Origin of the sequence: Dyadobacter frigoris (assembly GCF_005280585.1) — a bacterium.
Taxonomy (GTDB): Bacteria; Bacteroidota; Bacteroidia; order Cytophagales; family Spirosomataceae; genus Dyadobacter; species Dyadobacter frigoris.
The window spans coordinates 509,192-524,669 of record NZ_SZVO01000001.1 but is presented as its reverse complement, the minus strand read 5'-3'; the positions used below and the strand labels follow the sequence as shown (position 1 = coordinate 524,669).

Sequence of the window (15,478 nt, the reverse complement as noted above, 5' to 3'; positions counted from 1 at the left end):
GATTTTGACAATTGTGTTAATGACTTAGGTCAGAAGCTGATTGCTGACTGCCGAAAGCCGACTGCCCCAACAAATCTTCCAGATAAACCCTGTCATTGCTAAGTCTGGGAACCTTGTTTTGTCCGCCGAGTTTATTGCGTTTTGACATCCAGTTATAGAAAGTATTCGCAGGCGCAAAATGAACGATTGGCGACAATAAGGCCATATCCTTATACCGTTTTGCATCATAGTCCGAATTGACTTCGCGCAAAGTCTCATCCAGAATTCTGGTGAATTCCTCATGATTTTGCGGCTCTTTTGTAAACTCGACAATCCATTCATGACGTCCACGGGAACCATCACCCATATAAACGGGGCCCGCTGTATAATTGGCTACTAATGAATCCGTATTTTGTGCAGCAATTTTGATGGCGTGATCTGCATTTTCAACAATTACTTCTTCTCCAAAAGCATTGATAAAATGTTTTGTCCGTCCGCTGACTTTCAGTCGAAAAGGATATTTGGAAGTAAATTTTACCGTATCGCCTATCAGGTAACGCCACAAACCTGCGTTGGTAGAAATGACCATAGCATAATTTTTCCCTATTTCTACTTCATCCAGCAACAATGCTTTTGGATGTTGTTTCCCAACTTCATCTATTGGAATAAATTCATAAAAAATGCCGTAATCAAGCATTAAAAGCATTTCTCCAACCTTGGAAAGATCGTCCTGAATGGCGAAAAAGCCTTCGGACGCGCTATAAGTTTCGAGATAAGTTACATGTTCGGAAGGAAAATACTTTTGCGTGAATAAGTCGCGGTAAGGCTCAAAAGAGACGGCTCCATGAATGAAAACTTCAAAATCCGGCCATACTTCAAGCATATTGTTTTTGCCGGTCAGGGCGAGAATTTTATCAAGCAAAAGGATGGTCCAGGTTGGGACACCCAAAATACTGGTAACATTTTCCTCTGAGCAAATTTCAGCCATCTTTTCAAGCTTGCTTTCCCAGTGATCCATCAGCGCAACTTCCAACGGAGGCGTTCGCATGAATTCACCCCAGGCAGGAAGATTTTGCATAATTACGGCAGAAACATCGCCTACCTGCGTGTAGTCATCAAAAGGATTGGCATGTAAAGTCCCGCCAATTGATAAACCTTTTCCATCGAAAACCATCGTTTCAGGCCTGTTGTGGATCAAAAGCGTCATCATATCTTTGCCGCCTTCATAGTGGCATTCTTCTAATGCTTCGGGAGAAACAGGAAGAAATTTGCTTCGGGCATTTGTAGTCCCGGATGACTTTGAAAACCACTCGATCTGCGACGGCCAAAGTACATTAGGCTCGCCTTTTAAAACGCGTTCGATATAGGGATATAATTCTTCATAAGAAGAAACGGGAACCTGCTCCTGAAATTCCTCAATGGATTTTATCTGGCCAAAATTATATTTTGTTCCCCATTCGGTATATCTGGCTGTTTCGATAAGTTCAGAAAATATACGTTGCTGGGTTTCAACAGGGTTTTTCATAAACTGCTCGATTCTTTCGAAGCGCCGCTTCAAAAACCAGACAGTCATATTATTCACCAGCTTCATAGTAATCGGATTGTTGATGTAAATCCTTTTCAGGAATTTCTCAAAAATAACAAAATAAATGGAGAGGGAATAAGATTGCAACCTTATTCCCTCTCCATCGTCTTAAAAACAGCTATGCTTTTGTACTAAATTTTCTATAAAGAAAAAGGAGTAAAACAGCACCTAAGATGGCAACAAAAAGACTTCCGATATTAAATCCGTCTACTGCACCGAATCCTAAAAGAGATGATATCCAGCCTCCGACAACGGCTCCGGCGATTCCTATTAATATAGTTACAAAAAAACCTCCCGGATCTTGTCCCGGATGTAAAGCCTTAGCGATAGCTCCGGCAACCAATCCTACGATAATCCAAGTCAAAATGCCCATAGTGTATTCTGTTTATAGTGTTAGAAATTTGAAAGCTTTCCTAATATTATAAAAAGTATACCGAACCTGAAAATTTTACTAAAATTTACTAATAAAAACACAATCCTATTTAATCAAATAAAGAATATCGGAAGTTAAATAACTGGATTTCTGAGATTAAACAAATAGAATTTATTTATCAAAAAACATATTGCTACCGCCCGCTTTCTTTTCAATTGTCGACATAATTTCCACATAAGAGGCGGAAGTTCTTAACTGCTCCGGTGTTTTCCGGGTAACGGGCGCACCGACGATTTGAGCTAAGGCCGCACCTAACAACGGATCTTTGGCATTTCCGTAAGGATAAAGTCTGAGCCCTTCTTTTGCCGCTATATCTGGCGTAAAACCAGCAGAATATCCAGATTGTTTCAAACTATTATAGGATCTTGTTACAATAGGCTGCAATCCCCATTTTACTTTTCCGGACTTATCACTCAGCGTAATAGACCCAACATTTTTACCGACCGTTTTATCGCCCACCAGCGTCACGGTCATATAAGGTTTTAAACCGTTGATTAGCAATTCGCTGGCAGACGCAGTGCGTGAAGAAACAAGAATTATCAGATTATTGAGATTTGATCCTATATTCTGGCTTTTTGAAGCAAATTTATCATTGAAATAATCGTCACCATATTCTTTTTGCAGCACCGGCGTAATCGTCGAATTGTACCCTTTGTAATAAAATACTTTGCTTGCAGAGATATTTTTCCCAATCAAACTGGCAAGATTTGTAGCCGAACTTACATATCCTCCGGGATTGTACCGAAGATCGAGAATAAGCGAGTTTACATTTTTGGATTTAAATGCGGCAATTTTATTATCCAGTTCCGTATCATACTCCTTTTTATCACTTCCATTTTTACTGGTAATGAATTGATGATACACAAGGTAACCAATGGTGTTGCTGCCGTATTGAAAAGTCGTATCAAAGAAAACAGGATCTTCCTGGAAGCTTACCGGTGTTACATCTTTTTTGATTGTTGTTTCAATGATAGAATCTTTGTCGTTGAAACTTCCCATCGTAAAATTTTTCGCTGCATCAGAATAAACCAGATCGTAATAATTCGATGCGGTGAGTTTCTGGTCGTTAATGCGGGTGAAAACGTCTCCTCGTTTGAAACCAGCCAAAGCAGCAGGCGAACCGGGTAAAGTATAAGCTACAATACCAACTATATTGGAACCACCGGTTGGATAATAAAATAATTTCAATTCCATCCCGGTTGTTTTTGTTGATCCGCTTAATTCCGCTTTTAAAGCATCAGCGTCACTTTCAATCCATGAAAAACGGTCTCCGTCCGGACGAAGGGTTGCATCAAATTTGTATAATAAAGAATTGAAAAAAGCTTCCGGCTCCAAAGTAAGGTCAGGACTTGCTGTAATTTTGTCATTCCAGTAATACCAGGTTTTCATCTGATCCAGAATCCACTGATTGGTTTCCGTATTGGTAGCAGGATCAACATTTTTTTCGTGACAAGCTGCCAGAAAACCGGTTACAAAAAGTAGCAGAACAAAGACTTTTTTCATTAAGTTGATTTAGTTTGTTGACATAAAAACTTCTTCAATGATATCACAAGCGGCATTCATTTGTTCTTCAGTAATGACCAAAGGCGGAGCAAAACGAATTTTATTACCGTGTGTTGGTTTACATAATAATCCTTTGTCCATCATTTTATAACACAAATTCATCGCCGTCGCACTGTCTTCCGTGTCGTTTATTACAATTGCATTCAGTAATCCTTTACCTCGAACAAGCTCAATCAGGTTACATTTTTGTTTCAAATCTTCAATTCTCTGACGGAAAAGCTGCCCCATAATCTCGGCATTTTCAGCCAGGTTTTCGTCATCAACAACCTGTAAAGCTGCCATGGTTACTGCGCAGGCCAAAGGATTTCCACCATAAGTTGAACCATGTTCTCCCGGAGCAATTGTTAACATAATCTCATCGCTGGCAAAAGCTGCCGAAACAGGCATTGTTCCGCCGGAAAGTGCTTTTCCAAGAACAAGAATATCCGGTTTCACATTTTCCCAATCACAAGCCAGCCGCTTTCCGGTACGTCCTATTCCGGTTTGAACTTCGTCCGCAATAAAAAGAACGTTGTATTTCGTACATAAATCACGTACCCCTTTCAAATATCCTTCCTTTGGAACAACTACACCGGCTTCTCCCTGAATGGGTTCAACCATGAAACCGGCAATGTCCGGATCATTTTTAAACGTGTTTTCCAAAGCTTCAAGATCGTCATAAGGAATGATCAGAAAACCTGGTAAAAATGGTCCGTAATCATCTGTACTTGACGGATCTGTTGACGAGGAAATTGCAGCCAGCGTACGTCCCCAGAAATTTCCGGAAGCATAAACCGTTTTTGCTTTATTTGGCGCTATGCCTTTCACTTTATAGGCCCATTTCCGGGTAAGTTTCAACGCAGTTTCACCACCTTCCACACCGGAATTCATCATCAGAACTTTATCATAACCGAAATATTCACATAGAAATTTTTCGCATTCTCCTAGTTTATCGCTGTAAAATGCACGGGAAGTCAAAGTCAATTTTTGTGCCTGCTCAATCATCGCAGCGATAATTTTCGGATGACAATGCCCCTGACTAACAGCACTGTAAGCTGATAAAAAATCCAGATAACGTTTTCCTTCGACATCCCAAACATACACGCCTTCGCCTTTGGAAAGTACTACGGGCATCGGTTTGTAATTGTGAGCTCCGTATTTCCCCTCCAATTCCATTGCAAGCTGTGTTTCTTCCAGCATCGTTGTGTCTGTATAAGTTGCCATCATATTTACGTTAAAGCGGATTCATTCGATTTAGATTGTGTAAAAATACGCAAATCGCGGGTGTTTTAAGCTTACTCAAAAGATTAAAGAAGATTGCATTTCAAAAAAATATCACAAAATTCTATTTATTATTTGGCAAATTCTTAAACATAAGAAGACTCCCCTTTCCTCCTACGCCTCTGAAAGTCAATTAAAAACATTCCTTATACCAATTCCTTCCTACCCGAATATTGCTCTCGCGACGCCTTGATGGCGGACATATTTTGCATAGCCCAATCCACAAGCAGCGACATAGCCGGCAGTAAACTTTCTCCAAGCGGTGTTAAAGTATATTCAACCCGCGGAGGAACCTGAGGATAAATTTTTCTGGAAACAAGTCCGTCGGCTTCCAGAGTTTTCAGGGTTACGGTCAACATTTTTTGGGAAATAGTACCAATGACTGCATTCAGCTCATTGAAGCGCAATGTGCCGCCCTCTCCTAAAATTGAAATGACCAGAATAGACCACTTATCACCAACACGATCCAGGACATTTCTTACCGGACAATCGTCCAGTAGAACATATTTTTTCAAATTATCTTTTATCATAATTGACTGATATTCAGTATTAGTTACTTCAAAGTAAGTAATTGATTTTTTCGTGCCTTCTTGTGTTATGTTAAGTTACTATTTACCTTTAACTATACAAAAGTAACTATTGAATTAAAATATAAAAAAACATATGAGCAAGATTTTGGTAACCGGTGCAACCGGACATTTAGGCGCAGCCGTAACAGAATTCCTTTTAGGAAAAACAGACGCTTCCAACATTAATATCCTCGTGCGCGATGCAGCAAAAGCAGAAGGATTTAAAGCAAAAGGCGTCACTATCCATGTGGGTGACTATGATAACAGTGAAGCACTTTTGAACGCATTTGAAGGAATTGATAAAGTATATCTGGTTTCAGGATTGGCTCATAATCGTGGCGAGCAGCATGAAAAAGTTATTACCGCAGCGAAGCAGGCGGGCGTAAAACAAATTCTTTACACCAGTTTTCAGCGCAAAACCGAAGCAACCGATTCCCCGATTGGATTTATTGCGGAAAGTCATCTGTATACCGAAAAAGTATTGAAGGCGTCTGGAGTTACCTACACGATTTTACAACACGGTTTATACGCGGATATTATCCCAATGTTTGCGGGTGAGCATCTTCTGCAAAGCAAAACCATTTATTTGCCTGCGGGTGAAGGGAAAACTGCTTTTGCCACAAGAGAAGATTTCGCGGAAACAGGTGCGAATATTTTACTGGATGAAACCGGCAAATTTGACAATCAGTCAATCGAACTGGCCGGTTCCGAAGCGATTAGCTTTAATGAAATTGCTGCGATCATTTCAAATGTTACAGGCGAAACAATTTCTTATGTCAATCCACCCGTTTCTGAATTTATTTCGACGTTGACGAACGCGGGCGCTCCTGCGGAAATTGCGGGACTTGTTGCCGGTTTCAGTCAGGCAATTGGTTTGGGAGAATTTGAAGCAACAAATGGTGAATTGGAAAATATTCTGGGCAGAAAACCTGCAACGGTTGAGCAGTATCTGACAGGCGTTTACGGGAAAGCATAATATTTCAAAAAACTTATAAAAACGGGACCACTTTTTCAGGTAGTCCCGTTTTGTGTTATAGCAGAATGAAAATTTTGAACTGGCCTTAATCGATAAATTTGAAGTATATAGTGGAAAGTAATTTGCCACGGAAGTATTTCTTTTTTATGCGTTCAAAAATTCAATCTTACAGTTTCCTGCCGACTTTCAAATGGTCAGCCATTTGCCTTGTGCTGCTTGTTTCCGGTTTTGCCCATGCCTTATATGCCCAGACTGTAAATCTTAAAAATGCAGTTTTGATGGTTTCTCCGGCTATTCCGTCTCCGATGAAGGAAACTGCGGCGACGGTACTTTCCGAAGAAATAGCAAAAAGAACAGGTTTTGGTTTGAAAAATGCTGCCGTCTGGCCGAAAGCCGGAGTACCGACAATTGCCCTTGTTTTATCAACCGATACTGAATTATTTGGAAAACCGGCTCCTTCAAAACGGACTGGTGAAAATCCTGAATTTAAAAAAGAAGGTTACCGGATTGTCACAGAAACTTCTGAAAAAGGAAATATTATCTGGATCATCGGTGCGGATTCCCGTGGAATTTTATTCGGCTCGGGATGGTTGCTGCGGAATTTGAGCATGGATAAAAATATACTTCAACTGGATGAAAAAGCTGATTTTGCCACTTCGCCCGATTATCCGATCCGCGGCCATCAGTTGGGTTACCGGACCACAGCCAATACGTATGATGCCTGGACAACCGGACAATTTGATCAGTACATCCGTGAACTGGCGATTTTCGGCACCAACGCTATTGAGGGAATTCCTTTTCAGGAAGGCGAAGCGCCAAGTCCGCATTTTAAAATTCCTTCTGCTGAAATGCGGATCAGAATGAGTGAAATGTGCCAGAAATATGACATGGATTACTGGGTTTGGACGCCGGCTACTTTCAATCTGAAAGATGAGGCCAAACGGAAAGCAGAAATTGAAATGCATGAGGAGTTTTATAAAAGAGCGCCGCGTCTTGATCATATATTTTTCCCCGGCGGTGATCCCGGAGAAAATGAACCGTCGGACGTTATGCCGTTTTTGAAAGAGCTGCAAAGTCGGTTGGTGAAATATCATCCGAATGCCAAAATGTGGATTTCGTTGCAGGGATTCAGCGTGGAGCAGATCGATTATTTTTACAAATATATTGAAACGGAAAAACCAACCTGGCTTCAGGGCGTGGTATCCGGACCGGGCAGTCCGCCTATGGCTGAAACCCGCTACCGGCTTCCTAAACAATATCAGCACCGCGAATATCCCGACATTACCCACGCCATCCGCTGCGAATTTCCGGTGGAAAAGTATGATCAGGCTTTTGCTTTGACGCTCGGCAGGGAATCGGTGAATCCGCGGCCTTATGCTTTTGCCAAAATCCATGAAAAATACGCGCCCTTCACCGATGGTTTTATGTCCTATTCCGATGGCAGCCATGATGATGTGAACAAGGTTTTGTGGAGCATGCGTGCCTGGGATGTCAAAAAAGATGTGCACCAGATATTAAAAGAATATGCCGGTTTTTTCTTCGGGAAAAATATTGATAATGCCGTAGCCAGTGGCATTGAAGCGCTGGAACAAAACTGGAAAGGTTCTCTGGCTGAAAACGGTGGCGTTGAAATGACATACCAGTTCTGGAAAAACCTGGAAAGTACCAATCCAAAATTGAAAGATAACTGGCGCTGGCAAATGCTTTTGCTGAGAGGATATTACGACGAATATACCCGCCTGCGCCTGATCAATGAGCAGGAACTGGAAAAACAAGCCAACGAAATCCTGGCCAAAGCAGATAATCAGACCATCACAAAATCCATGGATCAGGCACTGGCGATTGTTAACAAAGCCGATACCGAGCCGATTGCCAGAGATATCCGCAAACACATCGAAGACCTGAGCGATGCCTTGTACATTTCCATCGGTTTGCAAACGAGCTCGGCCAAACATAAACCACGAAATCCGGAGCGCGGCGCGGTGATGGATTTTGTAGATTATCCGCTTAACAACCGCTGGTGGCTGGACGATGAATTTGAAAAAATAAAAAAGATAAAAGAGCCGGCAGAACAGCTGGCGATGCTGAAACGTATAGCGACCTGGGAAAATCCGGGCGAAGGAAGTTATTACGACGATATTTCGAGCGTAGCCAAAGGCCCGCGTGTAAAAACCATTTCCGACGATGCCACCGACGTGGCCTGGTGGGATAGTGGAAAAAGCAGAAAACGACTTTCTTCCCAGCTTTACCAAAGAGAACCGGCACTTGATTACGTAAACCTGGATCCGGGCGCGCGCTACATCATCCGCGTGGCAGGCTATGGCGAGGCGCTTTTACGTGTGGACGGACAAAGACTTTCCCCAAAGCTATACAACAAGGAAGAGAATTCTTTCAAAGAATGGATCGTCCCGTTATCCCTCACGCAGGACGGCAAAATTTCGGTAACCTTCGACGGCCCGGAAGAATCTGATTTGAACTGGCGGAAGAATTCTAAGATTTCGGATGTTTGGTTGTTGAAGGAGTAGAGACTTTGGTGGGTATGTTTTTGATTATTGAGGTCTGCGAGGTTTCGCGGGCCTTTTTTGTTTGAGAGAGCATTCCATGCTGGTTTTTAATACAAAAAGTGCTTAACTAACAGCATGTTAGGGGAGATAATGAGTTATGTTTGTCAAAGTCAAATAAACGGGACCGCGCATGAAGAGAATTTACTTTTTAGTATTACTGGTTTTTAGTTTTTGTCAAAGTTCCGCGCAGACGATCGCTGAGCAGTCGGTTCGCATTAAAAGCATATCCGAACGGTGGGAACTGGCAGACTCAACGCGCAAAGGCACATTTCTGCTTACTTCCTATAAACCCTTTTATTTTTCTTTGGGCCGTTGGTCGAGCAATCCCAACCGGCAGCCGCATAGCGAAAATCCTGCATATAGTGTTCCTACGCCAACGGATTATAATAAATATGAAGCTCGTTTTCATGTTAGTTTCAAGGTGAAATTACTCCAAAAGATTTTCTGGGGAAAAGGAGATTTGTGGGCAGGTTACACGCAAAAAGCCCATTGGCAAATTTACAATACCGGTGTTTCCAGACCGTTCCGCGAGCTGAACTATGAGCCCGAACTGATCCTGAATTTCCCGATCCGTTACAAATTTCTGGGTTTTGAAGGCCGGACGCTCGGTGTAGCTTTCAATCATCAGTCCAACGGCCGGGAACTTCCGCATTCACGGAGCTGGAACCGCGTGATGTTTCATACCAGCATGGAGCGAAAAAACTGGCAGATCACCCTGCGCCCATGGATCAGGTTGAAAGATGAAGACGATGAAAACCCTCAGATCATGAATTATATCGGAAGAGGAGAAGTGACGGTAGTTTACGGACGCCCCAGACACCAGATTTACCTCGTAGCCACGCATCCTTTCAACAAACTCAACCGCGGCAGCGCGCAACTAAACTGGATATTCCAGATCCGCAACCACCTAAAAGGCCACGTACAAATGTCCACCGGCTACGGCGAAACGCTGATCGATTACAATCATGCGCAGAATACGGTGGGGTTGGGGATTTGTTTTGTTGATTGGTGAGGCGGAAAATTTTTACTTACGCAACAATTCTGATGGAAGAGGATGTTTTTTCAAAGTCTCTCTCATTTGAGCCATTTTCTTTTCTATTGTTGAAGCTTGTTCGGCGGATTTAAGAATTTGATTGGCGCTCAGGCTTCTTTTACTTTTTGTTACGGTAATTGCCATATACTTATAGGTTTGTTACTATTAAAGATAGCGATCATTTGGAGTATAAAAAAAATGCATGGTAGTTTGTGCCTATTCTGGAATTATCCCATCTCCATGAATGACTATCTTTAACATCCAGATTTTCAATAATAAGTCCTAAAACACCCAAATTTGAAGGAATGTCTTTGAAAAACTTTGTAATTCCCATTTGATACTTTCTGGTTCTTGCGGGATTACTTCCCTGGGCAGCGGGGCTTGGAGGTGGTCTGGGGACTATGGTCAAATTAGAGATTTTCTCCTTTAATTTGTGTTACATATAATTAAACTCATAACTAAGTATTTGAAATATGCGACTGCTCAATACAATTCTTGCACTTTCCTTGTTTTTAATTATTTTTTTGTCTCAACAAGCAATCGCTCAAAAAGTTTATGAGGATTATTGTGTAAAGGAGCACCAGAGTGCAATTAGAATGAGGAAGTCAATTATCAAGACATACACAAAAGGAAAAAGGGCAGTCAGTCAGCAAACTGCTGAAAGAATGGCTACGAATATTGAAATTGCGGTTTCAAAAGAGTGTGAGTCAGCTTTAAAACGGAAATTAGGCATCACTAAATATCGACGAGAACGTGATATTGTAATTTTGAATGCTGCCCGTAACTCAGTTAATGATGAATACTTCGACCTAAGGGATTCGATCATTGTCGAACGATTTTTTAGGGATTTAACGTCTTCGTTTAATAGTGATACAAAATAAAGAGCGGGGAGCAGAATTGTTTCAAAGAATGGATCGTCCCGTTATCCCTCACGCAGGACGGCAAAATTTCTGTAACCTTCGACGGTCCGGAAGAATCTGATTTGAACTGGCGGAAGAATTCGAAGATTTCGGATGTTTGGTTGTTGAAGGAGTAAAAACTTTGGTGGGTATGTTTTTGATTATTGAGGTCTGCGAGGTTTCGCGGGTCTTTTTTTGTTGGATTGCTTTTGTGGGTTTGATTAATTTATAATGATTTAAGGACCACATCGTAAATTTTATTTTCTTCAAATATCTGTTTATTCATTATCTTTGTTTTAAGAGTTTTAAACCATACACTATGAGCAGAAAAGAAATAAAAGCATTCGAAAGCGCTCTGCGCAAGCAGCGAAAAGAAGTGGTTGGATCAAAAACAGCTGCTAAAAAGTTTCTGACAGACCTTGGCGTTTTTCAGCTTCTGGTACCTAAGGGAACCAATCAAACTGTCTTAGAAAAACAGATTTCCTAAATCTGTTTTTTGATGTACTCTTCAAGACCAGGTTTATTAATCGGATTTCACGGATGTGACGAAAGTGTTCGGGACGATATCGTTTCCGGAAGGAAAAATATGGTTTCCAGTAAGAACGATTATGATTGGCTGGGAAAGGGATATTACTTCTGGGAAAATAATTTTGAGCGAGCTTTGGACTTTGCAAATAATCCTCCCGGAAAAACTAAAATCACAAAACCGTCTGTACTTGGTGCCGTTATTGATCTTCAAAGTTGTTTAGATCTTCTGGATACAGACTATCTCAGGCTAGTGCAATATTCGTATCAAAGTCTTGAATTAACAGCTTCCAAATTTGAACTAGAACTACCTGTAAACCGATCAGGGAAAGGAACAAAGGATTTAGTTTTACGAAATCTGGATTGTGCTGTTATTGAAAATCTTCACAGTATTCAACAAGTTAATAATTTCAGACCTTTTGATTCTGCAAGAGGTGTTTTTGTTGAAGGTGCCGAACTCTACCCAGGAGCTGGATTTCATGAAAAAAATCATATTCAAATTTGTATCAGGAATCCTAATTGTATTAAGGGATTTTTTATTCCGAGAGAGGAAGTTGATTGGATTTGATTCTCTATCTAATCAAGGCTTCTTTGTTTGCATCAATTTCTTATTTGTCGACTACATTTGGTTAGGATCATAAAAGTACTCATCAAATAAATCCTGTCCCATTTGTCTATATTGGCTGGATTTATATTTTTTAAAGTCGAAATTATCAATTTCCTTTAATTTTAAATTGTAAAAAGTAATATCTCCATTTCTTTCATTTTTTATTAAAAGTCTGAGACAGTTAATCATTCCATTGATAGTCGTCACATTTAAAATTGCATCGTCATTTGTCTTATCAATAGACCATTTTTGCTTTGAAATATTTTCCTTAAAAGCAATGAAAATATTTCTTATTTCCGACACACAAAAGTTTTTATATTCTTGCAACAGGTCGAAATTTTCAATCTTTGTTTTCAATTCGCCTTTGCCAGGATTATTCCAAATTTTATAAATACTATCGTTTCCATCCAATTTTATGAGTGGCCTCAACCCAAAGCTAATTATAGATGATGTTTTTATTTTTGAACTTTCATAAGAATATTGTTCAAAGTAAGATCCTAACGGTCCTCCAAGATTTAACTGGCTGATTATATATTTAGAAATTGAAATTATTGAAAAAGGATGTAAAAGAGATTCAATTTCTTGCTTTAAGTGTGTTGGTGCGCCGGCTTGATTAGCATTAATCTCTAGGAATAACTTTGCTTCAAATTTTAAGCGTTTATCTTGATTTTCGTTTTTTGGATATAAAATGCCCGTAATTAGCAAATTTTGAATTTTCCTTAATTTAGAAATGGTTGCTTCATAAGCATCGTCACCTTCATAATATGAATAAGATCGGTGTTGTCCATCAATGATCCCTATGATATTACTCTTATTTTCAATTTTAATTAAGGCTGGCTGAACTTTCGTTTCTTCGGAATTCTTTATAAGACCTTTTTCGTCAACTATGAGCTCTTTCCCATCTCTATCTATTAGTTTAATATTATCAATAGGTATTGTTACTATTATATTATTTATGAATACTCTTTGTTCTTCGTGTAAATATTTTCTCATACTTCGCATTTTTTTTGGATTAAGCATCCTTTGGTAATGTCCAACATTTGAGGAATCACGCCAGCCTTCATTCCTTAAAACAAATGCTCGTTTAAGTAAGGATTGAGCATCAATGTAAAATGATACCAACTTATAACCTTCTTCAAAAGAAGAATGCTCTTCGGGAAGTATATGACCAGAAAAATCTTCACTTGCACCTGTGGAAGTAGAGTTTATATTATTTCCAATTTTCGAAAAGCTAATTTCTAGAAAATCAAAAAATTCATACTTTGCTGTCTTTTTGATTATTTTGGCAACTTTTTCAAAGTATTTAAAAATAGGATAATCAAAGTACTTAATATTTTGAATCAATCCTTTGTGCTCATCGGCGACTTGATACTTTGATACATATATTACTTTTACTTGTAATTGTCTTAAAGAATATTTTGACAGTAAGTTAGTTGTAATATCTTCTTTAAATTCTTTGAACTGACTATGTTCTAACAAAAATTGGATGAAACTATATGGATCATCTGTAATTTTATCATAAATGATCTTTTTATTAATCAAATGACTAGATACCGATTTTGATATAGTATATTCTGTTAAAACGATTACGTTTTCATAATAAAAAATGTCATCTAGTTCAGAAGTTCTTCCGTCGTAAATAAATTCCTTACCATCGACCCTAGAAACTCTGGAAAATCCCATGTTTAACATCAGACTTCTTATTTCTCGTTCCTGAAGATTCTGCTCCTTTTGTTGGTCGGTTAATACGGCAGGACTTGATTTTTTAGTTTTAGCTTTAAGAGACTTAGCTTTAACTGTACGACTAGATTTTTTCGCCATTTTAAAATTTATTCATAATCTTTTTCATTCAAATCCACAGAGATTGAACTTATAATTAGATCACCTTTGGTTAAATTAGATATATCTTTAAATAAAAGGCTTTTTTTGAATTTATGGGTTATTTTATTGGTGTAAATGAAAACTTCTTTGCCGATAAATTTTTTAATAAAATCGTCATAATTAGAAGTTATTTCAAATCTGTGCTCGATACCAAATTTTGAAAGCGGTGCCTGAGAAACTATTTTTTGGAGCAACGTTTCTAACTCCTGATATTGACTGGAGTGCTTTATCAAAATAGAATATTGTACAACAATAATACTATTAGGTTTTTCTGGTTTTATATTAGTTTCCTCAACCCATATTAAAGCGATAGAGTCTATTTTTTCATCAAGTACTTTCTGATTCAAAACTCGTGCAAATTTTAAGGCACGTAAATCTAAAATCAGTTTTTCAAAAGAATTTTGGTCTATTAAATTTCTTTTTTCAATTTCATATTCGTTACGTTTCTCGTCTCCTGTTTTTAACAAGTAATTTTTGAACATTTCTATATATTCAGGATTGAGTTCAGTTCCGACAAACTTTCTCTTCATATTATCCGCTTTTGAAAGTACCGCACCCGTGCCAGAAAAAGGATCCAAAACAACATCCCCTTCGACTGTTGTAAGTTTCAATATCTGGGCAATCATTTCTTCCGGTAGTGGACAAAAATGTTTAATGTAGCCCTCGCCCCAAGAACCCTGAACTGGTATGTCGAAATTCCAAATTGCTTCTGGGGTTTTACCTCTCGGATTATATCTTTCAGGATACCTTACCCACCATTTTTTTAAGGCATCGTAATTTCTAACTTTATCAATATAGAAGGTGTAATGTTCTGTCTTTGAAAACATTAAAACATATTCAAATGAATTTCTCATCTGGCCTTTATGAGCCCAAGGTACTGTCCTGTCTTTTCCCCATATTATTATTTCTTGCAGCTTCCAACCAATATCTTTGATTTTGTTTGCAAAATCAAAAGGTAACGGAATCATTTCTCCATTTTTTCGAAATGCATCGATAATTACCCATAAAGTTCCTGTTTCTTTGGTACAAAGAAATACTTTGGAAAATACAACATGTAAATCATTTAGATATTCTGTATATGATTGTCCATATCCTATTTGTTCCGCGTACCCATAATCCTTCATGTCAAAGTAAGGAGGTGAGGTTATAGTAACATCTACTACTTGTTTTTTTATAACTAAATCGAGATTCCTAGCATCAATTTCATGAATTTTATATAGTTCTTTTTTCTTTGACATACTTTTGTAATCCTTGTTTTTCAATGTACCTGTTAACTAAAAGTAGAGCACTGAAAAACATTTTAAATTATTTACTGAAAATGCAATGTAAGAAGGATAAAAATGGAATTTGATTTACATCTAAAATTTATTTCTATTAACTTTTTTGTTAAAACAAATACCTTTATCAATAAAAATTGTTAGGTAGGGCTATAATACGTTAGAAAGCCCAATCAAATCTGATCGGGCTTTCTATAATTCTTCCATTCGTCGGGATGACAGGATTTGAACCTGCGACCTCTTGCACCCCATGCGGGTTTTTTGGTATTTTTTTAATAATTAATTTTACTCAAAATTAATTTATCTTCCTTGTATTCAGATATTTAA

15 protein-coding genes are annotated in these 15,478 nt (G+C 38.8%); 6 read left to right on the top strand and 9 right to left on the bottom strand.

Going from position 1 to position 15,478, the window contains the following annotated elements; all coding sequences use genetic code 11:
• Positions 1 to 16 precede the first annotated feature (16 nt).
• From FDK13_RS02355 to FDK13_RS02335, 5 genes are all read right to left on the bottom strand, one after another.
• Positions 17 to 1,570: a GH3 auxin-responsive promoter family protein gene (locus tag FDK13_RS02355; RefSeq protein WP_137338361.1), complete on the bottom strand. Its 1,554-nt coding sequence runs from the start codon at positions 1,568 to 1,570 to the stop codon at positions 17 to 19.
• Positions 1,571 to 1,682: 112 nt separating this feature from the next.
• Positions 1,683 to 1,937: a GlsB/YeaQ/YmgE family stress response membrane protein gene (locus FDK13_RS02350; protein WP_137338360.1), complete on the bottom strand. Its 255-nt coding sequence runs from the start codon at positions 1,935 to 1,937 to the stop codon at positions 1,683 to 1,685.
• A gap of 171 nt (positions 1,938 to 2,108) precedes the next feature.
• Positions 2,109 to 3,500 (bottom strand): S41 family peptidase, encoded by a 1,392-nt coding sequence (locus FDK13_RS02345; protein ID WP_137338359.1) that lies wholly within the window; start codon positions 3,498 to 3,500, stop codon positions 2,109 to 2,111.
• 9 nt (positions 3,501 to 3,509) lie between these two features.
• The gene (rocD, locus tag FDK13_RS02340) at positions 3,510 to 4,763 is read right to left on the bottom strand and encodes an ornithine--oxo-acid transaminase (RefSeq protein WP_137338657.1); all 1,254 of its coding nucleotides are present in this window, start codon (positions 4,761 to 4,763) and stop codon (positions 3,510 to 3,512) included.
• 203 nt (positions 4,764 to 4,966) lie between these two features.
• A complete protein-coding gene (locus tag FDK13_RS02335) occupies positions 4,967 to 5,350 on the bottom strand; it encodes a winged helix-turn-helix transcriptional regulator (protein WP_137338358.1) in 384 nt (127 codons plus the stop codon).
• Positions 5,351 to 5,483: 133 nt separating this feature from the next.
• Here FDK13_RS02335 and FDK13_RS02330 point away from each other — a divergent pair, with 133 nt between their 5' ends.
• The 3 genes from FDK13_RS02330 to FDK13_RS02320 all read left to right on the top strand — a co-directional run bounded on the left by FDK13_RS02330 (position 5,484) and on the right by FDK13_RS02320 (position 9,941).
• Complete coding sequence (locus FDK13_RS02330) at positions 5,484 to 6,365, top strand: SDR family oxidoreductase (protein WP_137338357.1); 882 nt, start codon at positions 5,484 to 5,486, stop codon at positions 6,363 to 6,365.
• 146 nt (positions 6,366 to 6,511) lie between these two features.
• Positions 6,512 to 8,890, top strand: coding sequence for a hypothetical protein (locus tag FDK13_RS02325; protein WP_137338356.1), 2,379 nt, complete (start codon positions 6,512 to 6,514; stop codon positions 8,888 to 8,890).
• 169 nt (positions 8,891 to 9,059) lie between these two features.
• Positions 9,060 to 9,941: a phospholipase A gene (locus FDK13_RS02320; RefSeq protein WP_137338355.1), complete on the top strand. Its 882-nt coding sequence runs from the start codon at positions 9,060 to 9,062 to the stop codon at positions 9,939 to 9,941.
• Between the two features lie 12 nt (positions 9,942 to 9,953).
• Here FDK13_RS02320 and FDK13_RS35275 read toward each other — a convergent pair whose 3' ends face one another.
• Complete coding sequence (locus FDK13_RS35275; protein ID WP_170982692.1) at positions 9,954 to 10,106, bottom strand: hypothetical protein; 153 nt, start codon at positions 10,104 to 10,106, stop codon at positions 9,954 to 9,956.
• Positions 10,107 to 10,140: 34 nt separating this feature from the next.
• The gene (locus tag FDK13_RS02315) at positions 10,141 to 10,371 is read right to left on the bottom strand and encodes a DUF6934 family protein (RefSeq protein ID WP_137338354.1); all 231 of its coding nucleotides are present in this window, start codon (positions 10,369 to 10,371) and stop codon (positions 10,141 to 10,143) included.
• Between the two features lie 64 nt (positions 10,372 to 10,435).
• On the opposite strand from FDK13_RS02315, the gene FDK13_RS02310 reads away from it, so the two are divergent.
• From FDK13_RS02310 to FDK13_RS02305, 3 genes are all read left to right on the top strand, one after another.
• On the top strand, positions 10,436 to 10,843 hold the full coding sequence (locus FDK13_RS02310; RefSeq protein ID WP_137338353.1) for a hypothetical protein: 408 nt from the start codon (positions 10,436 to 10,438) through the stop codon (positions 10,841 to 10,843).
• A 337-nt stretch (positions 10,844 to 11,180) separates the two neighbouring features.
• A complete protein-coding gene (locus FDK13_RS35270; protein WP_170982691.1) occupies positions 11,181 to 11,348 on the top strand; it encodes a hypothetical protein in 168 nt (55 codons plus the stop codon).
• Between the two features lie 12 nt (positions 11,349 to 11,360).
• Entirely contained in the window at positions 11,361 to 11,954 is a 594-nt protein-coding gene (locus FDK13_RS02305; RefSeq protein WP_170982690.1) for a hypothetical protein, read from the top strand.
• Positions 11,955 to 12,005: 51 nt separating this feature from the next.
• Here the strand turns inward: FDK13_RS02305 and FDK13_RS02300 are convergent, their stop codons facing one another.
• Complete coding sequence (locus FDK13_RS02300) at positions 12,006 to 13,814, bottom strand: DGQHR domain-containing protein (protein WP_137338351.1); 1,809 nt, start codon at positions 13,812 to 13,814, stop codon at positions 12,006 to 12,008.
• Between the two features lie 8 nt (positions 13,815 to 13,822).
• On the bottom strand, positions 13,823 to 15,112 hold the full coding sequence (locus tag FDK13_RS02295) for a DNA-methyltransferase (RefSeq protein ID WP_137338350.1): 1,290 nt from the start codon (positions 15,110 to 15,112) through the stop codon (positions 13,823 to 13,825).
• Positions 15,113 to 15,478 lie beyond the last annotated feature (366 nt).